General features: G+C 67.9%; 21 protein-coding genes. 8 read left to right on the forward strand and 13 right to left on the reverse strand.

The genetic code is table 11. The features are described 5' to 3' along the window. Nucleotides 1-50: 50 nt before the first annotated feature. Nucleotides 51-1,397: a CoA transferase gene (locus tag DBO33_RS20500; protein WP_107656485.1), complete on the reverse strand. Its 1,347-nt coding sequence runs from the start codon at nucleotides 1,395-1,397 to the stop codon at nucleotides 51-53. Nucleotides 1,398-1,437: 40 nt separating this feature from the next. Between DBO33_RS20500 and DBO33_RS20505 the strand changes: the two genes are divergently transcribed. Beyond that, nucleotides 1,438-2,211, forward strand: a complete 774-nt coding sequence (locus DBO33_RS20505; RefSeq protein WP_107656486.1) for a thioesterase II family protein — start codon at nucleotides 1,438-1,440, stop codon at nucleotides 2,209-2,211. A 35-nt stretch (nucleotides 2,212-2,246) separates the two neighbouring features. Here DBO33_RS20505 and DBO33_RS20510 read toward each other — a convergent pair whose 3' ends face one another. The 6 genes from DBO33_RS20510 to DBO33_RS20535 all read right to left on the reverse strand — a co-directional run bounded on the left by DBO33_RS20510 (nucleotide 2,247) and on the right by DBO33_RS20535 (nucleotide 7,706). Next, entirely contained in the window at nucleotides 2,247-2,636 is a 390-nt protein-coding gene (locus tag DBO33_RS20510) for a DUF2784 domain-containing protein (protein ID WP_107656487.1), read from the reverse strand. 21 nt (nucleotides 2,637-2,657) lie between these two features. Beyond that, complete coding sequence (locus tag DBO33_RS20515; protein WP_107656488.1) at nucleotides 2,658-4,088, reverse strand: SDR family oxidoreductase; 1,431 nt, start codon at nucleotides 4,086-4,088, stop codon at nucleotides 2,658-2,660. A 95-nt stretch (nucleotides 4,089-4,183) separates the two neighbouring features. After that, a complete protein-coding gene (locus tag DBO33_RS20520) occupies nucleotides 4,184-4,969 on the reverse strand; it encodes a hypothetical protein (protein WP_107656489.1) in 786 nt (261 codons plus the stop codon). A gap of 45 nt (nucleotides 4,970-5,014) precedes the next feature. Beyond that, on the reverse strand, nucleotides 5,015-6,538 hold the full coding sequence (locus tag DBO33_RS20525) for a hypothetical protein (protein ID WP_107656490.1): 1,524 nt from the start codon (nucleotides 6,536-6,538) through the stop codon (nucleotides 5,015-5,017). Further along, entirely contained in the window at nucleotides 6,535-6,741 is a 207-nt protein-coding gene (locus DBO33_RS20530; protein WP_107656491.1) for a hypothetical protein, read from the reverse strand. The genes DBO33_RS20525 and DBO33_RS20530 overlap by 4 nt, the downstream gene beginning before the upstream one ends. A gap of 35 nt (nucleotides 6,742-6,776) precedes the next feature. Further along, entirely contained in the window at nucleotides 6,777-7,706 is a 930-nt protein-coding gene (locus DBO33_RS20535; protein ID WP_107656492.1) for an alpha/beta fold hydrolase, read from the reverse strand. Nucleotides 7,707-7,905: 199 nt separating this feature from the next. On the opposite strand from DBO33_RS20535, the gene DBO33_RS20540 reads away from it, so the two are divergent. The 3 genes from DBO33_RS20540 (at nucleotide 7,906) to DBO33_RS20550 (ending at nucleotide 10,522) form a co-directional block, all read left to right on the forward strand. Continuing rightward, nucleotides 7,906-8,598: a TetR/AcrR family transcriptional regulator gene (locus tag DBO33_RS20540; RefSeq protein WP_234390943.1), complete on the forward strand. Its 693-nt coding sequence runs from the start codon at nucleotides 7,906-7,908 to the stop codon at nucleotides 8,596-8,598. A gap of 123 nt (nucleotides 8,599-8,721) precedes the next feature. Beyond that, nucleotides 8,722-9,867: an acyl-CoA dehydrogenase family protein gene (locus DBO33_RS20545; protein WP_107660445.1), complete on the forward strand. Its 1,146-nt coding sequence runs from the start codon at nucleotides 8,722-8,724 to the stop codon at nucleotides 9,865-9,867. Beyond that, complete coding sequence (locus DBO33_RS20550) at nucleotides 9,851-10,522, forward strand: TetR/AcrR family transcriptional regulator (RefSeq protein ID WP_234390944.1); 672 nt, start codon at nucleotides 9,851-9,853, stop codon at nucleotides 10,520-10,522. Before DBO33_RS20545 ends, DBO33_RS20550 begins: the two co-directional genes overlap by 17 nt. A gap of 51 nt (nucleotides 10,523-10,573) precedes the next feature. Here DBO33_RS20550 and DBO33_RS20555 read toward each other — a convergent pair whose 3' ends face one another. Beyond that, nucleotides 10,574-10,936: a hypothetical protein gene (locus tag DBO33_RS20555; RefSeq protein ID WP_107656493.1), complete on the reverse strand. Its 363-nt coding sequence runs from the start codon at nucleotides 10,934-10,936 to the stop codon at nucleotides 10,574-10,576. A 195-nt stretch (nucleotides 10,937-11,131) separates the two neighbouring features. Between DBO33_RS20555 and DBO33_RS20560 the strand changes: the two genes are divergently transcribed. Continuing rightward, the gene (locus DBO33_RS20560; protein WP_107656494.1) at nucleotides 11,132-11,893 is read left to right on the forward strand and encodes a DUF4190 domain-containing protein; all 762 of its coding nucleotides are present in this window, start codon (nucleotides 11,132-11,134) and stop codon (nucleotides 11,891-11,893) included. Nucleotides 11,894-11,897: 4 nt separating this feature from the next. Here the strand turns inward: DBO33_RS20560 and ligD are convergent, their stop codons facing one another. The 5 genes from ligD to DBO33_RS20585 all read right to left on the reverse strand — a co-directional run bounded on the left by ligD (nucleotide 11,898) and on the right by DBO33_RS20585 (nucleotide 15,966). Beyond that, entirely contained in the window at nucleotides 11,898-12,899 is a 1,002-nt protein-coding gene (ligD, locus tag DBO33_RS20565) for a non-homologous end-joining DNA ligase (RefSeq protein ID WP_107656495.1), read from the reverse strand. Next, nucleotides 12,896-14,020, reverse strand: coding sequence for an ATP-dependent DNA ligase (locus DBO33_RS20570; RefSeq protein ID WP_199856993.1), 1,125 nt, complete (start codon nucleotides 14,018-14,020; stop codon nucleotides 12,896-12,898). The genes ligD and DBO33_RS20570 overlap by 4 nt, the downstream gene beginning before the upstream one ends. A gap of 142 nt (nucleotides 14,021-14,162) precedes the next feature. Next, nucleotides 14,163-14,561: a cold-shock protein gene (locus DBO33_RS20575; RefSeq protein WP_371865768.1), complete on the reverse strand. Its 399-nt coding sequence runs from the start codon at nucleotides 14,559-14,561 to the stop codon at nucleotides 14,163-14,165. 40 nt (nucleotides 14,562-14,601) lie between these two features. Continuing rightward, a complete protein-coding gene (locus tag DBO33_RS20580) occupies nucleotides 14,602-15,702 on the reverse strand; it encodes an SPFH domain-containing protein (protein ID WP_107656497.1) in 1,101 nt (366 codons plus the stop codon). A 30-nt stretch (nucleotides 15,703-15,732) separates the two neighbouring features. Continuing rightward, the gene (locus DBO33_RS20585) at nucleotides 15,733-15,966 is read right to left on the reverse strand and encodes a hypothetical protein (RefSeq protein ID WP_107656498.1); all 234 of its coding nucleotides are present in this window, start codon (nucleotides 15,964-15,966) and stop codon (nucleotides 15,733-15,735) included. 166 nt (nucleotides 15,967-16,132) lie between these two features. On the opposite strand from DBO33_RS20585, the gene DBO33_RS20590 reads away from it, so the two are divergent. The 3 genes from DBO33_RS20590 to DBO33_RS20600 all read left to right on the forward strand — a co-directional run bounded on the left by DBO33_RS20590 (nucleotide 16,133) and on the right by DBO33_RS20600 (nucleotide 23,762). Further along, complete coding sequence (locus DBO33_RS20590; RefSeq protein WP_107656499.1) at nucleotides 16,133-19,165, forward strand: tetratricopeptide repeat protein; 3,033 nt, start codon at nucleotides 16,133-16,135, stop codon at nucleotides 19,163-19,165. A gap of 380 nt (nucleotides 19,166-19,545) precedes the next feature. Beyond that, nucleotides 19,546-20,199 carry a Uma2 family endonuclease gene (locus tag DBO33_RS20595; RefSeq protein WP_159080383.1) on the forward strand — a complete coding sequence of 218 codons (654 nt, stop codon included), beginning with the start codon at nucleotides 19,546-19,548 and terminating at the stop codon, nucleotides 20,197-20,199. Between the two features lie 161 nt (nucleotides 20,200-20,360). After that, complete coding sequence (locus tag DBO33_RS20600; RefSeq protein WP_159080384.1) at nucleotides 20,361-23,762, forward strand: tetratricopeptide repeat protein; 3,402 nt, start codon at nucleotides 20,361-20,363, stop codon at nucleotides 23,760-23,762. Nucleotides 23,763-23,792 lie beyond the last annotated feature (30 nt).

Raw genomic sequence — 23,792 nt, forward strand, 5'->3', positions numbered from 1 at the left:
AACGATTTTCGGTTCCCGCGCGTGAACCGTGCGTGGCCCGCGGGCCGCGACTACCGGGTTTTCAACGGCCAGGCCGGCCGATCCCCACCGTAGGCCGGGGCGGGCCAGTTGTACGCGGGATACTCGGCAATGGCGGGCGTAGCCGTGATGACTTCCCCGTGCGACGTCACCTCGGTGGGATCGGGCAGCGCCGCCGGCGGATGACGTGGCGTGCGGTCCGGCGCGGCGAGCAGCCAGGATGCGGTGCGCGCCAACGACACTCGCACATCGCGCCCGATGCCGTCCGTAGCGCGGGCAGCCAGCGCGTCGATCACCCCCGCGGCGAGCAGATACCCCGAGGCATGATCGAGCGCCTGCGCGGGCAGCGCGCTCGGCACGGCGGGCGCACCCTCGGCGATCGATATCCCCGACGCGGCCTGCACGATGCTGTCGAACCCGCGCCGCCCACCCCACGGCCCGACCTCACCCCAAGCACTCACCCGGCCGTGCACCAGACCGGGCCGCATGGCGGCGATGAGCCCCGCGCGTTCCAGCGAACCGGGCCGGTATCCGGTGATCAGCACGTCGGCCGAGGACAGCAGGTCCCGGATCAACGGCAGCTGCGTCCACAGATCCACCAGTGTGGAACGCTTGCCCTGGCAGGTGTCGGCGTACTGCCAGGGAATTTCTGGCAGCTGCGGCGGATCGACGCGCAGTACGTCCGCGCCGAGCAGCGCCAATGTGCGCGTCGCGACCGGCCCGGCGATCACCCGGGTCAGGTCGAGCACCCGGAGTCCGCGCAGCGGCTGGAAAGGGGCGCCACCGATCGGCAATCCGGGTTCGGCACGGTCGGCGCGCGATTCGATCGCCACCACGGGCCCGGTGGCGGCGGCCCACCCTTCCGCGCTGCCCAGCCACTCCTGTTCGGTGCGTACGCGGACCGCGATCGCCCCGTGCGCGGCCGCATGGTCCTCGATGTCGGCGGCGCGGCTCATGGCCATGTGCGCCACGGCGAGATCGAAGGGGGCATCGGTGGGCAGGCCGAGCGCGGTGAGCAAGCGATCACGGTGGTGCGGGTAGTTGGCGTGGGTGCGAACCCATCCGTCGAAGGTAGGGAAGAATCCGGAGAGGTCGCCGAATAAGGTTGCGGGACGACCGTTGATCAGTAGTAAGCGTTCGCTACAGAAGGCGGCGGTGATACGCGCGGGGTCGATGCGATGCGCGACCGGATCGAGTCCGCGCACAACGCGGATCCGGTTCGCCGCGGCGATGAGCGCGGCGACCGACCCGGCAGCCAGCGACCAGACCGGCAGTGTCGCAGCCAGATTGCTGCCAGGATCGGGACAGGGCGTAATGGCAGAGGGGGTGACACCGATTCCGGCTTCGTAGTCGTGGACCAGCCGTGTGTGCGCGTTCACCCGAAAGAGCGTAATAGTTCCGTCTGAGAAGGAGATTTACGTGGGCCGAACAATCGAGTCCGGTGAGTGGCTGCGGATCCTGCGATCCGAGCCGACTCCCCGCCACTACCTGCTGTGTTCCCCGCCGGGCGGCGGTCCGGCGACCGCCTATCGGGAGTTGGCGCAGCACTTCGGGGCGGGCATCACCGTTGCCGCGGTGCAGTATCCGGGTCGGCAGGACCGGCTCGGCGAGGCGCCGATCACCGAACTCACGGAGCTCGCCGACCGGATTGCTGAAGAAGTGCTGCGACACGGAATCATCGACCGGCTCGCGTTATTCGGCCACAGCATGGGGGCCAGCGTCGCGTTCGAGACCGCGCGACGGCTGGAGCGCAGGGGGCAGCCGGTGACGACGCTGTTCGCATCCGGCCGTCCCGCACCGAGTTTCGTGGAGACCCAGCGGGTGCACCTCGGCACCGACGCGGAACTGATCGGGGAGCTGGAGCGGCTGGCCGCCGATCCGGCGCCGATCCAAATGCTGCGCGACGAACCGAGTCTCGCGGAATTGGTGCTGCCCGCGGTGCGCGGCGACTACCAGGCCGTCGAGACGTACCGGTACACCCCGGGCGACCCGTTGGCCGCCGACATCGCCGCCCTCGTCAGCACCGAGGACCCCACGATGACGCCCGAGCAGGCCGACGAGTGGCGCGACTTCACCACCGGAACCTTCGATCGCGCAACGTTTTCCGGCGGGCACTTCTATCTGGACGAACACCCCGCCGCGGTGGTCGAGGTGATCGCGGAGCATCTCGCGCGCGATCGGACGCGCGCATGAAAAGTATTCCGGCCCAGACTGTTTCACGCGTGTAACTAGTGGGATGCCTGCAGGCGGGTGGCCGACCCGGCTGCCCGCCGCCGCAGCCATCCGTACCCCACCCAGGACACCACGACACACACCGCGACGAGCACCCGCACGGTCGCGAGCGCGCTCTCCGGATAGATCACGCCGGTGAGGTAGTGGTCGATGAACCCGCTCGACGGCAGTCCGGCGTCGCCTGCCTTGTGCCGCGCCCAATTCTCCGCATGGGTGAGCGGGCAGTCGAGTCCGAACAGGATCGTGCTGAACCCCCACCCGAACGCGATCAGGTGCAGGAAGATACTGCGCGGCCAGCGCCACGCGAGGAACCCGCCGACAACCACGTACGCCACGAACACGAAATGCGCGGCGGCGGTGAGGTCAGCCAGCAACCGGTACAACACTCCACCAGCCTAGGCGCTGTGTCACCAGGGCGAGGGCCGGTAATCCTTCAGGAAGCAGCCGTACAGGTCGGTGCCGTTCTCGCCCTGGACAATCGGGTCGTAGACGCGCGCGGCGCCGTCGACGAGGTCGAGGGGCGCGTGGAAGCCCTCCTCGGCGAGCCGGACCTTCGTATAGTGCGGCCGCTCGTCGGTGATCCAGCCGGTGTCGACGGCGGTCATCAGAATGCCGTCGGCTTCGAGCATCTCGCCGGCGCTGGTGCGGGTCAGCATGTTCAGCGCGGCCTTGGCCATGTTGGTGTGCGGGTGGCCGGGTCCCTTGTAGGCGCGAGCGAACTGGCCTTCCATCGCCGACACGTTGACGATGTACTTGCGCCGTGCGGCCGACGCGGCCATGGCCGGGCGCAGCCGGGAGACCAGGATGAACGGCGCGACCGAATTGCACAGCTGCACTTCGAGAAGTTCGGTCGGATCCACCTCGGCGACGGTCTGCACCCAGCTGTTGGTGTGCGCCAGATCCGGCACCAGGCCGCCCGCATCGATCGCCACGCCACGCGAAATGCGTTCGGGCGTAGCCGATCCCGCGACCAGCGCGAGCTCGGCGACGTCGGCGGCGGTCAGCGTCGGGGTGAGCGAGGCGGTGAGCGCGGTGGGATGGGCTTGCATCGTCTTGCCGAAGGTCACCACGTCGGGCAGCGCGCCCGCTGGCAGTGGACCGGACTCGGCGTCGACCAGCGCGCTGTAGGCGCCGGGGGAGCGGCGCACGGTCTGGGCGGCGTTGTTGATCAGGATGTCGAGCGGACCATGCGCCGCGACGTCGTCGGCGAGGGCGACCACCTGGGCCGGATCGCGCAGATCGATGCCGACGACGCGCAGCCGGTGCAGCCAGTCCGCGCTGTCGTCCATGGCGGCGAAGCGGCGGATGGCGTCGTTCGGGAAGCGGGTGGTGATGGTGGTGTGCGCGCCGTCGCGCAGCAGCCGCAAGGCAATGTACATGCCGATCTTGGCGCGCCCGCCGGTGAGCAGCGCGCGGCGGCCGGTGAGATCGGTACGGGCGTCCCGCTTGCTGTGGCTGCTCGCCGCGCATTCCGGGCACAGCTGGTGATAGAACGCGTCGACCTGCGTGTACGACTGCTTGCAGATGTAGCAGGGGCGCGCACGGAGCAGCGTGCCCGCGCTCGCGCCGCGGGCGTTGGAGGCCAGCGGGATGCCCGCGGTCTCGTCGTCGATCCGCTGCGGCGAGCCGGTGGCCGTCGCGGCGATCACCTCGCGGTCGGCCTGCGCCACCGCGGTCCTGGCCTCGATCCGGCGCCGCTGCTTGAGTTTCTTGAACATGTGGCCGACCGCGCGCTGCACCGCCACCGAGTCGGGATGCTCTTTTTCCAGCTGTCCGGCCTGGTCCAGTACCCGCAGACAGGTCGCGAGTTCGTCCGGATCGATCATGCTTTCGGCCATCGGTGGTACAGGCATCCTTCGGTGAGCTGGGAAATCGACCCGACCATTGTCGCAAACCCCGCCACCCGGTTACCGCGCGGTTGCCTCTCGGTCGCCTACGCGCGCAGCAGCGCCATGGTCGAGGCGGCGGTCCCCTTCAGCAACTCGATGACGGCGGCCACCGTGAGATCGGTGTTCGGGTCGAGCGAGGGCGGGTGCAGCCAGCTGATCTCATAGGTGGTCCAGCCCTCGCGGACGGCCACCGTGACGCCCGTGTTCGGGGCGTGCTCGGACTCCTTGCGCACGACGTAGGCCTCGTCACCGAGACCATCGATCTTCGTGACGTCATCGTCCTCGGTCAGTTCGGACTTGTTCCAGGTCTCGAAGCGGGCGGTGAATTCGGGACCGGGATCGGTCTGCTTGTGCACCGCGGCGCTGGCCTTGAGCGTGGTGTCCTTGGACCGCTCCCGGGACCCCGGCGGAGCCAGCCGAATCGTGCAGGTCATCGAGTCGACGGCGCTGTGCAGCAGCGTCTGATGGAGCGGATACTTCGGACCGGTCGAACTCGACGGTGCCAAGACGAAGCCGGCGCTCGTGTAGGGCGCCGTATCGGTGATCGCGCACAGATTGTCGACGTAGTGATAGCCCCGCAGATCGGGCACCGGCTCGGCGCGACGGTCGCTGTCGGCAACGCCGAGCACGCCGACGATCACCAGTGCCGAGACACCGGCCACGGCGCCGAGCGTGCGTAGTCGGTTGCCGCCGGGCTGTTTCCAGCGCCCGAGCGGTTGCGGCGGCACCCGGCCGTCCGGGTACGGCCGCATCGGTCCGATCGGCGCCAACGGCTGATGCCGCCAGCCGGCGTTGCTGAGGCGAGGACCCTGACCCGCCGGTCCCGTCATGGGGGCGAAAGTATCACTTCGCCGACGGCGCCGCCGGTCGTTCGGTCAGGCCTGTTCGGCGCGCAGATCGGCCGCCTCGCTGCCGCGGCCGCAGCTGTGCGCGCGGTCGGCGAGGCGGGTGCGCAATTCAGCGGGGATCTCCGCGCGGACCTCGATCAGACCGGCCCACACCACATCCGGCGTGTCCGGTGTCAGTGCGGCGAGGAACTCGTCGAGATCGTCCATCCCGTCGATGATGTCCAGCACCCGTGCGCGGCCGTCGACGTCCTGGGCGAGCGCGACATCCACCAGGGTGTCGATGTTGTCGCTGCGCGCTGCGGTGAGCACGGCGGCGAGCAGCTGTTCCCTGGTGAGATCGCCGAGGCACGAGGCGAGGATCGGGGTAGCGGAGTCGGGCAGCGCATCCACCAAAGGCAGTGCCTGGGACCAGAGTTCGTGTTCGGCAGTAGTGGCGATCACCGCGCGGAGAACCTCGGGATCACGCATGATCGGCAGTCTGGCCATCCGGCGCCGGTCGGTATCGGTCATGGCGAGCGCGATCGGCAGCATGGCATCCCACAACTTCGCCGAATCCGCCTGCGTGACAAGGTCGCCGAGTTCCTCGTCGGATTTGTCGGCCAGGCGGGCAGCGAGGACGGCCAGTTGTGACGGCTGCAAGTGCACCGCGAGCGGCAGCAGGTCGAGCCAGAACCCTTTGTTCAGTGCGGCATTCATGATCGAGGCGAGCACCGATTCCTCCTGTATCGCGGGCCGCTCCGCGAAGACGCGCAGGCTGTCGGCGTTCATGGCGCTGGTGATCGGCAACAGCGACTCCCAGGCGTCCAGCGCCCGCACCGTCTCGATCAGGCCGTCGAGCACGTCGCCGCCGAGCCCGGCCGCGATATCGCCGAGCGCGGCCCGATTCTCCGGGCCGACGCTATCGAGCAGGTCGAGGCCTTCGGCCCACAGATCGTGTTCGTGCGCGGCTCGGATGACACCGGCCAGCCGGTCGGTGACCAGGCCCATCAGCCGGTCGACGGCGGACTTGTCCTCCATCAGGAAGCCGATGCGCAGCAGATCGGCGTCGCCCATCGCGGGCACCGCGGCGCGCATCGACTCCTCCGGCACCACACCGACGAAACGGCTCATGGTGACGTGGTCGTCGCGGCGCAGCAACTCCCGCGCCACCTCGACGACCAGCCGGGGCGGCACCGCGGCGATGATGTCGGCGGTGCGCCGCGGATCGAGCTGGATCGCGGTCTCGGCGAGAAACCGCGCGGGCAGCGCCTTGGCGATATCGACCGCGCGCGACGGTTCGACCGAGCCCGCGACGGCCGCGCACAGCACCGGGCCGAACGCGCGCTCGGCGGCCTTGGCGCTGATCGCGGTCGGTACCAATTTCGTTGCGGCGGCAACACGTTTCATCCGTGCGGCGTCGCCGTCGAACAGCAGATCGGTGGCCCGCTCGCGGAACGCCCGAATCGCTTCTGGTGAAAGGCCATTGAGGAAGTCGAGCTGCGCCGGATCGGAAATATCGAGCAGGCGGGCGAGTTTCGTGGTCTCGGCCCGGGCCATGAGTTGGGTACTCATAAGCCGAGCGCTCTTTTCACGGTCGGCCGCATCAGCCGGGGAATGAGCTGCAGCGAGGATTCGACCGCCGCGCCGAGGCGCTCGCCGCGGGCGGCCACCGCGTTGCGCAGCAGGCGGTCGAGTTCATCGAGGTCGGAGTCGGTGAGCCGGTCGAATTCGTCGGGCAGTGGTGCGCCGAGGGTGCGGCTCAGTGCGTCCGGCATGAGATCTCCGTATCGGTGTCGAGTTGTCGAAAAGGTCAGCTGCTGCGCGGGGTGATCGCCGCTCGATCAGCGCGCATGTCGTCCACGAAGTTGGCGATCGCCTCGGCGACCAGCAGCGGCTCGGTGACCGGCAGCCAATGATCGGCCGGGACCGCACAGCGCCACAGCCGGTCGACCCAGCGGGTCGAGGTGTCGTAGAGGGCGGCGGGCACGAACGGGTCGGTGCTGTCGACGAGCAACTGCACCGGCACCGCGGTGCGCCGCACCCGGGGCCGCCGCAGATGATGCAGCAGGTTGGCCTGCGCGATCCGCCCGCCCGCCAGCAGATCCGTGCGCCAGGTGCGCGCGATTCGGGCGGGCACGGGGGAGAGCCCGCCGAGCCGTTCCAGCAGCAGCGTGCGGACGCGCGGCGGGTAGAGCCTGCGCGCCACCGGAACCGGGCTGAGCGTGCCACGGGCATTACGCAGCCACCAGCCGAGGTCGCCGGCCCGCAGCTTGGCCTGCGGTGCGGCGGCCCGCAACCACAGGCCGAGATGGTCGAGGTTGGGGCCGGAAATGGCGGTGAACGAGGCGATTCGGGTGTTCGCCCGCGGATCGCACACCGCCTCCCACAGCTGCACCGCACCCCAGCCGTGCCCGCAGGTGTGCACCGGCCGCTTCGGGCTCGCCGCGTCGATCACCGCGTAGAAGTCGGCCGCGAGCCGGTCGAGCCGGAAGTCTTCGAGCAGTGCCGGGCTGGTCGAGCGGCCGTGGCCGCGCACGTCGTAGGTGATCACCCGGAAGCCGTCGGTGAGCAAGGCGGCCACCGTGGCCCACACGCGGTGGGTGTCGGTGAGGCCGTGCACCAGGACCAAGGGCAGGGCAGCGGGGTCGCCCCATTCGAAGACCGCGAGTTCGGCGCCGTCGGCGGTCACCGTCCACTGCCGGTCCGGGCGGGGGGTGTCGGTGTCGAGCAGGTTGGTCATGTCGTTGCCTCGTTCGGTGCGAGCGGCCGGCCGTGCACGCAGTTCGTCGGTGGAGCGGCTCGATTCCAGCGCCCCGTACCGCTAGTACGTTTTCCGATACTGACAGTACGAAGAAAATCCCGCCAACGGGAGATCTAGCCGCAGACTATGGCGTAGCTCACGCTGATAACCGTACCGGCGGTACGTGTATGCTGCGGTCGTGCCCCGTCCCAGCGTTCGTTCTTCGCCGACCTCCCGCGCGGAGATCGTCGATGCCGCGATCCGGGTGATCGACCGGGACGGGCCGCGGCCGAGCATGGACGACATCGCCAGGGAGGCGGGCATCACCAAGCCCCGCCTGTATCGGCAGTTCGCCGACAAGGCCGATCTCTACACTGAGATCGGCAACCGGATGGCCAAGGCCGCCGCGGCCGCCGCGGGCAACGATCTGACGCTCATGCTGCAACCCCCGCGAATCGCGTTGCGGCGGGTGCTCACCGGATACGCCGACAGCATTCTCCAGCATCCCAACGTTTTTCGCTTCCTGGGCCAGGCGCAGGTGACCCAGCAGTCCGACGGCACCGTGCTGCAATTCGACCTCGGCCGCGCGGCCTCGGACCGTTTCGCCAGGCAGGCCCGCGACATCGCCGAGTCCATCCCGATCGACACCGCGGGCATCGACTATCTGTCCCGCGCGGTGGTCGGTGTGGTCGTCGCGATCACCGACCTGTGGCTGGCCGATTCCGCTGTGCCGCACCCGGACCGGACCGCCGAATTCATCGATCAGGCCACCGAGTTCGTCTGGGGCCTGATCGACGGTTTCCTGCGCAGGCAGGGCATTTCCGCCGATCCGGAGACGCCGATCCTCACCTCGCTCGCCGCCGTGAATCAGGCGCAACAGCCCGCAAGCTGATAACCCATCGCCCCGGGTTGGATCACCGCGTGCCCGCTTTGTTGACACACTGCCAATAGTGCGAGAATCTGATGGCGAGGGACCGGCACCGAGGCCGGAGAGCAGCGAGCAAAGGATGCGATGATGGCACGCGCCGCATGGAGTGACGACGAGGTCGAGGCGGTACGCGACCTGGCGAAGGCGTTCTTCGAGAAGGAGGTCGTCCCGCACGAGGAGAAATTCGTCGCGCAGGGCCACCCCGACCGCGCGTTGTACAACCGGGCCGGCGAGCTCGGCCTGCTGTGCACCGCCATCCCTACCGAATTCGGTGGTGGCGGCGGCACCTTCGCGCACGAGGCCGCGATCATCGAGGAACAGTCCCGCGCGGGTGACGGGTCGATGGGCATGCCGGTGCACAGCTCGATCATCGCGCCGTACCTGAAGGAGTTCGGTTCCGCGGAACTGAAGCAGCGCGTGCTGCCGAAGGCGGCCAGCGGTGAGATGGTGCTGTCGATCGGCATGACGGAACCGGGCACCGGCTCCGACCTGCAGAACATCAAGACCCGCGCGATCCGCGAGGGCGACGAGTACGTCATCACCGGCTCGAAGATCTTCATCACCAACGGCTGGCTCTGCGACGGCATCATCATCGCCGCCAAGACCGACCCGACCAAGGGCGCCTCCGGCGTCTCGCTGATCTTCGCCGACGTCTCCGACGACACCCCCGGCTTCAAGCGCGGCCGTATCCTGAACAAGATCGGCGGCAAGGCGCAGGACACCGCGGAGCTGTTCTTCGACGGACTGCGGGTGCCCGCCTCGAATCTGCTCGGCGAGGCCGAGGGCCTCGGTTTCTATCAGATGATGCAGATGCTGGCCCAGGAACGCCTGGTCACCGGCATCATCGCGGTCGCGATGATGGAACAGGCCGTGCAGCTGACCATCGATTACACCAAGGGCCGCGAGGCCTTCGGCAAGCCGCTGTTCGCAATGCAGAACACCAAGTTCGAGCTCGCCGAGTGCGCCACCATCGCGAAGGTCAGCCGCACCTTCCTCGACGACTGCATCGTCAAGCATCTGCGCGGCGAACTCGACATTCCGACCGCGGCGATGTCGAAGTACTGGCTCACCGACCAGCTGGGTATCGTGGTGGACCGCTGCCTGCAACTGTTCGGCGGCTACGGCTACATGACGGAGTATCCGATTTCGCAGCTCTACACCGGCGCCCGCGTCCTGCGCATCCTCGCGGGTAGCAACGAGGTGATGAAGGATCTCATTGCCCGGTCTCTCTGATACGACGAGCGATGCCACCGCTCGCCGGGACGACACCGACGCTGCCGCGCTGCCGCGCCGGCGTCGGCTCGAACCCGACGAGCGGCGGGCCCAGATCCTGGCCTGCGCGATCGACATGTTCGGCGAGCGGCCCTACGCGGCCGTGTCCACCGCCGAGCTGGCCCAGCGCGCCGGAGTGGCCCGCGGGCTGATCAACCACTACTTCGGCAACAAACGCGACCTCTATCTCGCGGTAGTGCGCCGCATGGTCACCCTGCCCAGGCTGGACGACATGATCGTGCCCACCGGCACCGAGCGCGAGCGCGTCGAGGCAAGTGTGCACTGGCTGCTGGATACCATCGCCGAGCACGGCAGCACCTGGGTGAAGGTGACCAGCCACGAGGGCGTCGGCGACGACCCCGAGGTGCAGCAGATCCTCGATCAGGCCGACGACGCGGCCGCCGAGCGCCTGCTGCTCATGGTCGGACTGGCCGATTCGGCACGCAGTGCGGCTTTGCGCGCGATGGTCCGCGCGTACGGCGGGCTGGTGAAAGTCGCGGGGCGCGAATGGATCACCCGCGGCACACTCACCCGCCCGCAGGTGCACGAGCTGCTGGCCGACATGCTGATGACGCTGGTCACCGAGTCACTGCCGAAGGTGGACCGCCGGCACTGAGTGCACGGCGGTCCGTATCCGTCAGCATCCGGCCGGACTTCGATACCGGGCCTAGGTGAGTGGCTCCGGGGCCGCCTCGCCGGGGGCGACCGGTTCCATGCTGTAGCGCACCGGCCGTCGGTGCCCCGGCGCGTGGCCTAGCCTGCCGTACTTGCGTTCGAGCACCTCCTCGCGCCGATGCTCGACCAGCAGCGCGCCGACGCCGAGGATCCACAGCGCGGCCGTCGCGATCGCGCCGATCTGGGTCCAATTGCTGAAGCCGTAACCGGCGGCGGTGAGGGTGCAGGCCAGCGCGACCATGCCGAGCGCGCAGAGAATGAGACCGGGAACGTTGTAATTGTCGCCGAGTAGATCGCCCGCCTGGGCGTGCCACGGCCGATTTTCGCGGTCGTCGGGGGTGGTGCTACCGAACATGGTTCCTCCTGGGGAGTCAGCGCAAGATCAGTGACACTTTCCGATCAGCATGAACCTCGAATGGCAAAACAGCCAGCAATTGCACGTTTCAGATGATGTCGCGCCGCCGTGCCCCTATTGTGGGTCGGGATATCGGGGCGGGTCCGGGCAGTCCGAGGTTCCTGCACGGTGGTTTTGTGTGGAGAGGGTCCTGGCATGGCACGGGCGGATCGCCGTGAGAGTGAACGTTGGCCTGCGGCAGCGCCGGATGACAGGTGGCCGGCGGCCGAAGAAGAGCAGTGGGTCGAGCCGGAACCCGAGGAGCGCTGGCAAGAGGCGCCGCGGCGCCGGACCGGCCGGTTGCGGGTGGAGATTCCGCCCATTGTGAACCCCTATGCGATCGTCGCGCTGGTGGCCGCGCTGGTCGGATTGTTTCCGGTCGCCATCGTTTTCGGGTTCATCGCGTTCTCGCACCCGCGCGGCCGGGTGATGGCGATGTTCGCGCTGCTGATCGGTGTCGCGGAGGTGACCGCCGTCGCCGGGCTGGTGGTGCTGTCGGGAAACATGCTGCCGGACTCGCTGACTCGCCCGGACCGGCAGCCGACGACGGCGAGCCTGTCGGCACCGTCGACCGCCGATCGACTACCCCCGCCGACCACCTCCGTCGCGCCGAGCACGGCAGCGACCACCACGACAGGCGCGAGCACGACCGAGCCGAGCAACCTGAAAAAGGGTGCGTCGTGCACGGAGAGTCAGGTCGGCCAGATCGGCAGCGGCGCCGAGGGCGGCACGCTCATCTGCCTACTGAGCTCGGGCAGTTATCGGTGGTCGGGCCCGTTCGTGGTGTCGACGGCGATCCAGCAGGCCGGGGGCAAATGCGATGGCAGCACTGCGAAGACGGGCCGCACCGCGGACGGGCGCGCGCTGGTCTGTGAACTCTCCGGCCGCAGCGGCACCTGGGTGCTCTGGACCGAGTAGCGCGCTACTCCTCTTTCTTGGCACGACTCGGCTGAACGCGGGGCGGTTCGTTCGGCATCTTCGGATACTGCGGTGGCCATGGCGCGTCCATGAGACCCGAGGCCATATCGCGTTCCGACATTTCCAGCAGCGGGGCAATCGATTGTGGTGCGCGGTCGGCCCACGGATCACCCTTGTCGGCCAGTCGCGCGGGCACGGTGGCGATGGTCAGCTCGTCCGGGACCACGGTGTCCAATTCGGACCAGTCGATCGGGGTGGAGACCTGCCCGCCGACCTTCGGGCGCACACACCACGCCCCGAACACCGTCTTGTGCGGGGCGTTCTGATTGAAGTCGACGAACACGCGGTTGCCGCGCTCCTCTTTCCACCACTGCGCGGTGATCTGCTCGGGATGGCGGCGCTCCAGCTCCCTGGCCAGCGCGACGGAGGCGGCCCGCACCTGGTATCCATCCCAATTCGGTTCCAGCGCAACATAAATGTGCAGGCCGCGAGACCCGGAGGTCTTGATCCGCGACTCGATGCCCAACTCCGCGAACAACTCTCGGGTGAGCACGGCGGCGTGCTTGAGGTCGTCGAAGGTGATGCCGGGGGAGGGATCGAGGTCGATGCGCAGCTCGTCGGCGATCTTCAGGTTGTCGGCCCGGTTCGGCCACACGTGAAAACCCAGGCAGCCCTGGTTGACCGCCCACAGAATGTGCGCGAGATCGTGGGCGACGAGCGCGTCGGCGGTGGTGCCGTTCGGCGTGGATACCTCGACGGTGTGCAGCCACTTCGGCGCGGTTTTCGGCACCCGCTTCTGAAACCACGACTTCCCGGAGGCGCCGTCCGGATAACGCTCCAGCAGCAGCGGACGCCCGCCGACCACATTCAGGAACGGTTCGGCCACCGCCTGGTAGTAATGCACGAGATCTAGTTTCGTCTCGCCCCGCTTGGTGAAATACACCTTGTCGGGATTGCTGATGGTGACCGTCTGGCCGTCCAGCTCGATATCGACCGACTCGGTCATGACTTCGCCTCGCTATCGGCTTTCGCCGGCCCGTCGCCCTTTGCTGGGACCTCGGTGAAGATCGCACTCAATTCGGCGGGCGGTGCCTCGTCGAGCTGGGCGTAGGTGCACGATTCCGGCGTGCGGTCGGCCCGGAAGCGGACCAGCCTGCCGCCGTGGCGCAGCCGCCCGGACTGCACGTGTTCGTAGCGGACCTCGGCGACCAGTTCGGTGCGCAGTGCCTCCCAGGACAGGTCCTTGCCGCCGGTCCAGCGGCTCACCCCGCCCGGCATCTTGCCGTCGGCCCTGGCCTGCGCCGCGGCGTCGGCCCATTCCCGCCACGGATGGTTTTCCAGGGCGTTTTCGCGCAGCGGTGCCAGTTCCTCGACCAGTTCCTTGCGCCGCGCGGCGGTGAAACTGCTCGCGACCCCGACATGGTTGAGATTGCCCTCGTCGTCGAACAGACCGAGCAGCAGCGAACCGACGCCCTCGCCGTCCTTGTGCCAGCGGAACCCGGCGACCACACAGTCGGCGGTGCGTTCGTGTTTGACCTTGAGCATCACCCGCTTGTCCTGCAGGTAGGTGAGGTCGTTGCCCTTGACCATCACCCCGTCGAAGCCGGCGCCCTCGAACCGGGTGAACCAGTCCTCGGCGACGTCGGGATCCTGGGTGATCGGCGTGAGGTGCACCCGCGCGAGTGCGGTGTCCAAGATTGTTTCCAGCAGCCGCCTGCGTTCGGCGAATGGTTCCTCGGTCAGGTCCTTGTCGCCGAGGGCGAGCAGATCGAACGCGACGAAACTGGCCGGTGTCTCCACGGCCAGCTTGTTGACCCGCGAGGCGGCGGGGTGCAGCCGGTTCTGCAACGTATCGAAGTCGAGGCCCTGCTCGGTGACCACCACGATCTCGCCGTCGACGACGCACCGATCCGGCAGCGCCTGCTTCAGCAGCTCGGCGACCTCGGGGAAGTACCTGGTCAGCGGGCGATCGTTGCGTGAGCCGAGTTCCACCTCGTCCCCGTCGCGGAATACGATGCAGCGGAATCCGTCCCATTTGGGCTCGTAACTCAGCCCCGCTTCACGTGGCACGCCGGACGTGGTTTTGGCCAGCATCGGCTTGACGGGCGGCATGACCGGCAGGTCCACGCGATCCTCCTCGGGTTCGTTGCTTACCCGTACCGACGCCGCGATCGTGCGAAATTCATCGGTGCGGGTAGTGGCCTCGCCGATGATCGTATGCGCCGCATCCGACAAGATCATCGAACGTGCGGATGCGGCGGTTCACCTCTCAGCTGTCCAGCCAGCCGTGCTGCTCGGCGAAGACGGTGAGCCGATCGCGAATGGTGAGAATCTCGCCCGCGGTGAGCGCGGGGCTCGCGTCGAGCAGCAGCTCGGTGATCAGTCGTTTGTGTTCGCTCGCGTTGAGCTGGCCCGAGTTCGACCGATGTTTGGATTTGTGCGGCGCGGGCGGCGGGCCCGGCTGACCGGCCACCACGGTCAGATTGACGGCCTTCGGCCCACGATCACCCTCTGTCATGTCGAATTCGAACACCCGACCCTGGCGCAACTCGTCTTCATCCAGACCGATGTCGTTGACGTGCACGAATACGTCCGGCCCGCCATCTTCCGGTCGAATGAAACCGAATCCCCGAGAGCTGTCGAACGACACCAATTTCCCGATGGACACCAACACCCGCTCCTCGCCGCGCCGTCGCTACCCGGCCACCTTAGCCCGCGTTTTCGCTGTCGTTGGTTGAAAGCGCCTTTTGTAATGAATTGAAAACGGTGAGTCCCTGGCCGACCATTCCGTTGACGAGTTCGCTCACTCCGTCCGGCCCGTTGAGCACGGTCAGATTCGCGTTCGCCAATCCGTTCGAGGCCTGCTTGACGATTTCCGGAAGTTGTTCGATCAACAACTGGTCCAACGCGATCCGGTTGTTCGACGCGGCCGCGGCGGCCTGGATCCTGGTGCGGTCGGCCTCCGCCTCGGCCAGGATGCGCACCCGTTCCGCTTCCGCCTGAGCGGGTTTCACCACTTCGGTCTGCAACTGCTGTTCGCGGAGCTCGGCTTCCTTGCGCGCCTGAATAGCCTGTGCGGTAAGCACTTCCTGCATCGCCATCGCCTCGGCGAGCGGACCCGACTGTGCCGCTTCGGCATTCGCCTTGTCGATGTCGCGCTGGTACTGCGCGCGCAGGATCGCGGTCTCGCGCTGGTACTCCGCCTGCCTGCGCAGCGACTCCTGCTCGGCCTGCGCGGAGAGCTGCGCCGCCTGCGATTGCGCGATCTGCGCGTCGCGCTGCACGGTGGCATTGTGCGGCGCGGCGAGCGCCTGGATGTAGCCGAGGTTGCCGTCGTCGATGGACTGGATCTGGAAGGAGTCCACCCAGAGCCCGATATTGCCCATCTCCACCTTCGAGGCCACGAGCACTTCATCGGCCAGCTTCTGGCGCTCCCGGATGATCTCCTCGACCGTCATCGAGCCGACGATCGAGCGCAGGTGGCCGGAGAAGATGCGGCCGGTGAGCACCGACATCTCCTTCTCCTGTTCGGACAGGAAGCGTTGCGCCGCATTGACGATCGAGGTGGTGTCGTTGGCGACCTTGAACGCGATCACCGCACGGACCTCGAGCTGGATGGCCTGCTTGGTGACGCAGCGCTCCTTGATCTCGGCCTCGAACATGGCCAGCGAAAGGTAGCTGACCTTGCGAAACAGCGGAATCACCCAACTGCCCCGGCCGATCACCACCTTGAACGGCGCGTTGTCTGCGCTCTTGGCGCCGCTGATCAGCATCGCCTCGTCCGGGTTGGGTACGTGGTAACCCAGCACGGTTGTCTCCCTTACTGTTTCAGAACTGCTTCAGAATGGTCCGGCCGGTTCCGGCGTCAGCGGAATCCATGGCACCACATCGAGGATGCGTCCCGGATTCACCGCGATGACCAACACGGTCGCGCCCGCCGGAATCGCCTCGGCGGCGCGTGCGATGTACAGCTCTGTCCCCCCTCGAATTGCTATCAGCACCTCTGCGAGCAAGCCCGCACCCCGGATCGGCGATGTGAGCGTACCCGTCAAACCGACCACCGGGTCGCTCATCGCACCGATCTCCTCCCGCTGGTTACCAGACCGCCACACTACGTCCCGCACAGCACGTTTCGGTATCCGAACGGAATCGGTGAACGTAACGCGATCGTTGTCACGGCGGAATGCCCAGGTTGCGGGTGTGTGATCGCCGTCGATAGCACACGGGTATGTTGCTTGCATGGGAGGACGGCTCGCGTTGGTTGTCGGGTCCGAGTGTGTGGCGCTGGGGAAACTGGGGTTCACCGGCGAACTCGCCAACGGGTTGTACGCGAGCTTGACCGAGGTCGGTGGTTGGCGCTCGGCCACGGAGCTGGACGGGCCGGTGCTGGATCCGACCGCGGGGCAGCTGGCGACGGTGATGGATGCGGCGTTCGCGGAGGCCGGGGAGCGGCAGGCGACCTTGTTGCTCGCGTTCATCGGTCACGGCGTGACGACCAGCGCCGAGGACTTCTATCTGCTCGCCCACGATTCGCCTGCAGTGCCTAACTCGCGCAACGCCTTTCATCTCACCCAGGAGATCAGGGAGCGGCTGAACCAGTCGGCGCTGGACGGTCTGGTGGTGCTGGTGGATGCCTGTGAGACCGGGCAGGGGGTGATCGGTGCGGCCCGCCGGTGGACTGATCTGCTGGCCCAGTCGGCAGGGCGGATGGAGATGCTGGTCGCGGCCGGCGAGGGGCCCGCGTTTTCCGGCTGTTTCACCCGAACGATGCTGTCCACGTTCGACATCGGGCTGCCGCTGCGCGGGGAGAACCTGCTGCCCGCCGATCTGGTCGATCCGATCGCCGGTACCTGCGTTCATCAACAGCCGCAGTATCTTTCGTTCACCTCGGGTTCGGTCTCGGTGGCGCACACCGCGGATCCCGGGCTCTGGCTGGTACCCAATACCGCGCGGCACCGTGATGCGGTAAGTGGCCGTTCGGCAGCGGGATTCGTCGATCAGCTCACCCGCGGACTGCTGGTGACGCCGGATGTCCGTGAGCATCTCGACGCGATCGTCGACGCGGGCAGCCATCGGCTGCGCGTGGTGATCGGTCCGGCGGGTGCAGGTAAGGCCACCTTGCTGGCCATGCTGATTCGGCCGAGCCTGGGCGAAGGGCTCGCGGTGACGCCCGAATATGTCACCGCCGCAGTATTTCTCACCGCAGCCAGCTCGATCGAGGCGGTCGCGGCCGAGCTGGCGGCGCAGCTGACCGCGCGGCTGCCCGGATTCGCGGAGGCGGCCCAGACGGTGCGCGCGCACCGGGCCAGGGACGAGTTCGACATCTTCGACCTGTCGGTGCGGCATCCGCTGGCGCGACTGTCGACCGCGGGCAGACGGGTCACGCTGGTGGTGGACGGATTGAACCAGCCGCAGGAAGGCACCCGGCGGCTGCTCGCCTCCGCGATCGCCGATTTGACCAGGCGCGACGATCTGCGACACGTGCGGGTGATCGTCGGAATCCGGGACGGGACGGGTGTCGAGCACTGGCCGAAGTTGGCGCACATGCACCGCATCGAGGTGGGTGAACCGGCCGCCGACGACATCGCCACCGTAGTCGGATCCGCGCGCGGCAGCGGGGCGCCCGCCGACCCGGCGGACTGGGTGAACTGGATCCAGTCGCTGCTGGCCGAGGCGCCGACGGCCGTCGGGGACGAGTCGCATGTGGTTTCCGGCGGCTGGCTGCTGGCTCGGATGTTGGCGGAGGTGGCGTCGAGCATCACCGATGGCGCGGTCGCCGCCGGTATCGGGTTCGACCGCATCGTCGCCTTGCGGGTCGAGGGGGCGCTGCGCGGCATGTCTGCCGAAACATCCGGTGCGGCAGGCACTTTCCTCAGCGTACTGGTCGCCGCCGGGGTCGGGCCGGTGCTGCCGATCGAGCTGCTCGATGCCGCGATGACGGCGCTCGGCGTGGACTTCCACATCGCCAGGATCCGGGATATGACGGTGGCCCTGGGCGCGCTGGTGACGCGCAGCCGGCCGGGCACCCCGCGCGAGTCGCTCGGTGTGACGCACAGTGCCCTGCTGCCCGGGCTGCGCAACGAGTGCCGGTTGCTCGGTGTGGAACTCGAGGACGCGCATCGGGCCATCGTGACCGCCATCAAGGAGAGTTCCAGCGACCGCGCCGCGGACTACGCACGCGGGTCGGCCGTGCGGCACTGCCTCGCCTATCGGGATTCCGCCAGTGCCCTGCACTTCCTCGAACTACTGGAGACCGCGAGATCCGCGGACAACCGCGATCTCTGGGCCGCCTGGGTGCCTGCCTTCATCGAGACGCTCGGCCCCGACCATCCCGACACCCTGACCACCCGCAGTCGCGAGGCCTACCACCGCGCCGAGAGCGGCGACCTGGTCGGCGCCATCACCGCCTTCGAGCTGTTGCTGGCCGACCGCCTGCGCATCCTGGGCCCCGATCACCCCAAAGCCCTTGGCACGCGCGCGAACCTGGCTACCTACCGGGCCCGCTGCGGTGACTACATCGGTGCCCGCGCCGAATACAAGCGGCTGTTCAGCGACCAGCGTCGCCTGCTCGGCCCCGACCATCCCGACACGCTGCGCACCCGAAACGACCTGGCGTCCAACCGTGCCGACCTGGGCGACCTCGTCGGCGCCATCGCCGATTTCGAAGAACTACGCGCCGACCGCTCCCGGGTGCTCGGTCCCGAGCACCCGCAGACCCTGAAAACCCGCAACAGCCTGGCCTACTGGCGCGCCGAGACCGGCGACTTCCCCGGCGCCCGAGCCGATTTCGAGCAGATACTCGACGGCTGCCAGCGCGTCTTCGGCCCCGACCGCCCCGCAACCCTGGCCGCCCGAAACAGCCTGGCCGCCTTCCGCGCCCGCAGCGGCGACCTGGCCGGCGCGGGCACCGAGTTCAAACACCTGCTCGCCGACCGCCTCCGCGTGCTCGGCCCCGACCACCCCGACACCCTCACCACCCGAAGCTCCTTGGCGAGCTACCGTGCCGACGCCGGCGACCTCCCCGGCGCGATCGCCGACTTCGCCCGCCTGCTCGCCGACCGTCTCCGCGTACTCGGCCCCGACCACCCCGACACCTTCGCCACCCGCAACGAACTGGCCGCCCGCCAAGCCCAGAACGGCGACATCGCCGGCGCCATCGCCGAACTCGAAGTCCTCCTGGTCGCCGAACTCCGCGCCCTCGGCCCCACCCACGCCGCCACCATCCGCACCCAAACCACCCTCGCCTACTGGCGCGAGGAGCTCGGGCGGTGATTTTCCGCTGATCCGCACTGGTTCGCGGGATCCGCACTGCTGGGGCTCCCCGGAGCGGGTGCGGGTCCCGAGAGTCGGTGCACACCTGACACGACGCCACGAGCTCGGCGGCGTGCGCGTCATCGTCGGCATCCGCGACAGCATCGGCGTTGAACTCGGGCACACGCACTGCCGCGCGCTTGTCCTGCTGGTCCATAGTGGACTGGCCGCCATCGTCTCTGCGAGCCGGGTGCGGCCGCCGTATGAACCCGCGCCGTCGGACAGGGACATGGGACCTAGGGCCGGGTGACGGACCGGAGATCGGACCTTGGATAAGGTGGGTCCAGCGGTCGCCGACCGCTGGATCGCGGGATCGAGCCCGCCGCATCGGGTGGAGGCGCATGTCCGAGGCATTCGATTGGTCATGGCTCCGGCAGGCAACTGCCGTGCCGGAGATCACGTTGGATTCGTACCTGGATCTACCGGAGGATCTGACCCGGCAGATCGAGGTCGAGGATGGCCGCATCATTCACTGCGAGTCGCCCAGCCCTAGTCATCAGCGTATCTCCCGGAACCTTGTCCAGGCGGTGCTGGATGCGACGGAGAAGCACGACCGCGACAACCGCACGTGCCATGAGGTGAACAGTGAACTCGATGTGCTGTTCTCCGAAGTACCGCGGTTCAATTACCGGCGTCCCGATGTCATCGTGTACCGATGTGTTCCCCGTGACCGCGGTGGTCGTTGGAAGGACAAGCCGCTCGCCGGGGACGTAGTCGTCATCGTCGAAGTAGTGTCGGCCTCTACCGTCACCGAAGATCTGATCACCAAACGAAGGCTGTACGCGAAAGCAGGAATTCCGCACTACTGGATTATCCGAATGGCCGGGGACGACGGTATCGCGATGTCCATCGAGCGGCTGCGATTGTCGGCGGACCAGCTATATGTGAGCGGCGGCGGTGCCGTTCGAGATAAGGATCTCTTCGCCGTGCAGACCGCTGACCCGTTAGAGGTCACCGTTACTTGGGACCAGCTGGACCGAGGGTTTCCGAGCTGATCGGGTGCTGGCCCCGCAATTCGTGACTGCGAGCGAGCGGTGATTGCCTTGGCCCGCACCGGTTCGCGGGATCCGCACCGTCAGGCGCCCCGGGCAGGGTGCGGGTCCCGAGAGTTGGTGCAGGTCCCGGGGTAGGTGTGCGCGCGGGTATGTTGCCTTGCATGGGAGGACGGCTTGCGCTGGTGGTGGGGGCGGAGTGTTCGGCGTTGGGGGAGCTGGGGTTCACGGGTCGGCTGGCTGCTGAGCTGTATGCGCGGTTGCGGGAGGTGGGTGGGTGGGGGAGTGCGACGGGGGTTGATGGGCCGGTGCTCGATCCGACTGCGGGAGAGCTGGTTACGGCGATCGATGTGGCGTTCGAGCGGGCTTCGGCGCAGCGGGCGACGTTGTTGGTTGCGTTCATCGGGCATGGGACGGCTACCAATTCGGGGGACTTCTATCTGATGGCGCGCGATTCGCCGTTGGTGCCGCGGTCGGACAACGCGTTTCATTTGACGCAGGGGATCAGGGAGCGGCTCAATACCTCGGCGCTGGACGGGTTGATCGTGCTGGTCGACGCGTGTGAGACCGAGCAGGGGGTGCGGGGTGCCGCGCGGCTGTGGACCGGGCCGCTGGCGCGGTCGGCGGGGCGGATGGAGTTGCTGGTGGCGGCGGGGGACGGGCCTGCCTATGCGGGATGTTTCACCCGCACAATGCTTTCCACCTTCGGTGCCGGACTGCCGCTGCGTGGCGAGAATCTGCTGCCGTACGACCTGGTCGATCCGGTCGCGCGCGGTTGTGCCCTGCAGCAGCCGTTGCACTTGTCGTTCACCGCGGGCACGGTGTCGACCAGTCCGGGTGGTGATGCCGGACTGTGGTTGGTACCCAACGCGGCTCGGCGCAGAGACGCGCTCACCGGTCGGCCTGCGGCCGGTGTCGTGGACCAGCTGACCCGCCGATTACTGTTCACCGACACGATGCGCGAGTGCCTTGCCGAGGTGATCGATGCGGGTGGCCAGCGGTTACGCGCGGTGATCGGTCCGCCGGGCGCAGGCAAGTCGACCCTGATGGCACTGCTTATCCGGCCCAGCGTGGTCGATGGTCTGGCCATCGCGCCCGAATATGTAACCGCGGCAATATTTCTCACGGCGAGCAGCTCGCTCGAATCGGTGGCTGAGGAGTTATCCGCTCAGCTGGCAGCGCGGGTTCCGGGGTATGCCGAAGCGCTGCGCGCTGCTCAGGAGCGTGCCGAAGCGGCCGAGTCGGATGTCTTCGATATCTGGGTCCGGCGGCCGCTGGCCGAGGTGTCGCGGCCGGGTAGCCGGATCACGCTGGTACTGGACGGCCTGGATCAGCCGACCGCAGGCAGCCGAAAACTGCTGGTGGCTGCGGTCGCTGAGCTGACCGGCCGCGAGGATCTGCGCCATGTCCGGGTCATCGCCGCGATCCGGGAGGGATCCGGCACCGACCGGCACCCTGACCTTGCGCACATGCATCGCGTCGCGCTGCCCGAGCCGACCGCCGCCGACATCGCCGCCCTCGTGCGTGCCGGGTGGCGCGAGCTCGTTCCGGCTGCACCGACCAGTTCGTTCGACGCGCCCGCCGCACTCGGTGAACCTGCGAAGTCGCCGAGCGGTCCAACGCTCACACACCAAGGGCTGCCGCCCTGGCTCGAGGAGATCAATAAGTCGGACGAGGGCCCGGTGTGGGGTACACCGCAGCCGGACATTGCCGAGGACGAGGACGAGGACGAGCCCGCCAGGGCGCCGGAAGCCGGGGGCTGGCTGCTGGCCCGGTTGCAAAGCGAAGTCCTGCCGTCGTTGATCGGGCGTTCGGTCTCGGTCGGCACCGAACTGGAAGCCGTTGTGGCCCAACGAGTCCGGACGGCCATGTACACGGCCGAACCCGCTGCGTCGGGCTCGATCGGTCCGCTGCTCGCCATCCTCGTGGCGGCCGGGGCAGGCCCGGTGCTACCCATCGAGCTGCTCGAGAACGCGATGTCGTCGTTCCGCGAGGACATCACTGCGGTCCGGATCCGCGACATCGCAGTCTGCCTGGGTGCGCTGATCACGCGCAGCAACCCCGGCACCGCGCAGGAATCCCTCGGCATCGCCCACAACGCACTGCTGCCGGCGCTGACCGCGCAGTTCACATGGCTCGACGTAGTCATCGAAGACGCGCACCGTGCGATCATTGCGGCGACGATGCGGTGCACCAGTGCCCGCGCCGTCGAGTACGCCCGTGGATCAACAGCCCGCCACTATCTCGAATGCGGCGACAGCGGGCGTGCGTTGGCCTACCTCACCACCCTCGAGACGACGCGTGCTGTCGACAACCGCGATTTGTGGGCCGCTTGGTTGCCGTCGATCGAGGCAGTGGCCGGTGCCGTTCATCCCGACACCTTGCATGCCCGGGAGTATCTCGCGCTGCGGCGGGCGGAGAGCGGTGACCTGCACGGTGCGATCGCCGAGTACGCGCGGCTGCTCGAGGGCCAGCTCGAGATCCTCGGACCGGACCATGCGAACACCCTGTCGACACGCTTCAATCTCGCCGTATGTCGTAGTGAGTCCGGCGACCTGGCGGACGCGTCGGCAGATTTGGCCCAGGTGCTCGCCGACCGGCGCCGGGTGCTCGGAGCGGACCATCCGGCAACGCTGGCGGCGCGGAACAGGCTCATCACACTCCAGGCGCGGCGGGGCGACCTGTCCGGCGCCATTGCCGAGGCGCGGCGATTGCTGGCCGATCGGCGTCGCATCCTGGGATCCGATCACGCCGAGACCATGGCGACGCGCAGTAACCTCGCGGGATTTCTCAGTGAGAACGGAGATTCGGCTGGCGCTATCGCGGAGCTGGTGGATCTGCTCGCGGATCAAGTTCGGGTGCTGGGATTTCACGATAGCCGCGTGCTGCTGACGCGCGCGAAGCTAGCTACCGTGCGTGCGCATAGTGGTGACTTCGAAGGGGCGATCGCGGAGTTCGAATCCGTGCTGGCCGACCAGCTTCGTCTGCACGGGCCCGACGACCCGAGCGTGCTCCGCACGCGTTTGAACCTCGCGGCTTATCGCGCGCACGCTGGCGATCTGGCGCGTGCGCTGACCGACTCGGAAGAAGTATTGGTCGACCAGATTCGGGTGCAGGGACGGGACCATCGCGCGACCCTGCTCACCAGAGGCAATCTCGCTTCTCTCCGCGCGCACAACGGTGACCTACCCGGCGCGATCGCCGAGGCCGAACAGGTCATCGCCGATCAGCTGCGCATCCTGGGCCCGGACCACCCCGACGTGCTGGTCGCGCGCAGTAACCTCGTGTCGTACCGGAAGCAGGCAGGCGACGTGCAGCGTGCTGTGCACGATGCCGAGCAGCTGCTCGCCGACCGCCTCCGCGTACTCGGGCCGGACCATCCGGACACGCTGCTCACCCGCAATAATCTCGCTGCGTATCGCGCGCACTCCGGCGATATTGCGGGCGCGGTGGCCGACTTCGCGCGCCTGCTCACCGACCAGGAGCGGGTGTTGGGCGCGGAGCACCGTGACACCAAGGTGACCCGTAATCACTTGGCGCACTGGCGCTCCCGGCTCCGTGAATAACCGGCGCTCCCGACTTCGCGAGGAGTGGGC

The sequence above is a fragment of the Nocardia suismassiliense genome (genome assembly GCF_900269665.1).
Classification (GTDB): domain Bacteria; phylum Actinomycetota; class Actinomycetes; order Mycobacteriales; family Mycobacteriaceae; genus Nocardia; species Nocardia suismassiliense.

Excerpts from the sequence above, each read along its gene's own strand:
- DBO33_RS20530 (WP_107656491.1), bottom strand. The coding sequence starts at position 6,741 with ATGCCGGACGCACTGAGCCGCACCCTCGGCGCACCACTGCCCGACGAA.
- DBO33_RS20515 (WP_107656488.1), bottom strand. The coding sequence starts at position 4,088 with ATGGCCGAAAGCATGATCGATCCGGACGAACTCGCGACCTGTCTGCGG.
- DBO33_RS20595 (WP_159080383.1), top strand. The coding sequence starts at position 19,546 with ATGTCCGAGGCATTCGATTGGTCATGGCTCCGGCAGGCAACTGCCGTG.
- DBO33_RS20600 (WP_159080384.1), top strand. The coding sequence starts at position 20,361 with ATGGGAGGACGGCTTGCGCTGGTGGTGGGGGCGGAGTGTTCGGCGTTG.
- DBO33_RS20585 (WP_107656498.1), bottom strand. The coding sequence starts at position 15,966 with ATGAGCGACCCGGTGGTCGGTTTGACGGGTACGCTCACATCGCCGATC.
- DBO33_RS20520 (WP_107656489.1), bottom strand. The coding sequence starts at position 4,969 with ATGACGGGACCGGCGGGTCAGGGTCCTCGCCTCAGCAACGCCGGCTGG.
- ligD (WP_107656495.1), bottom strand. The coding sequence starts at position 12,899 with ATGACCGAGTCGGTCGATATCGAGCTGGACGGCCAGACGGTCACCATC.
- DBO33_RS20555 (WP_107656493.1), bottom strand. The coding sequence starts at position 10,936 with ATGTTCGGTAGCACCACCCCCGACGACCGCGAAAATCGGCCGTGGCAC.
- DBO33_RS20560 (WP_107656494.1), top strand. The coding sequence starts at position 11,132 with ATGGCACGGGCGGATCGCCGTGAGAGTGAACGTTGGCCTGCGGCAGCG.
- DBO33_RS20535 (WP_107656492.1), bottom strand. The coding sequence starts at position 7,706 with ATGACCAACCTGCTCGACACCGACACCCCCCGCCCGGACCGGCAGTGG.
- DBO33_RS20545 (WP_107660445.1), top strand. The coding sequence starts at position 8,722 with ATGGCACGCGCCGCATGGAGTGACGACGAGGTCGAGGCGGTACGCGAC.
- DBO33_RS20590 (WP_107656499.1), top strand. The coding sequence starts at position 16,133 with ATGGGAGGACGGCTCGCGTTGGTTGTCGGGTCCGAGTGTGTGGCGCTG.
- DBO33_RS20525 (WP_107656490.1), bottom strand. The coding sequence starts at position 6,538 with ATGAGTACCCAACTCATGGCCCGGGCCGAGACCACGAAACTCGCCCGC.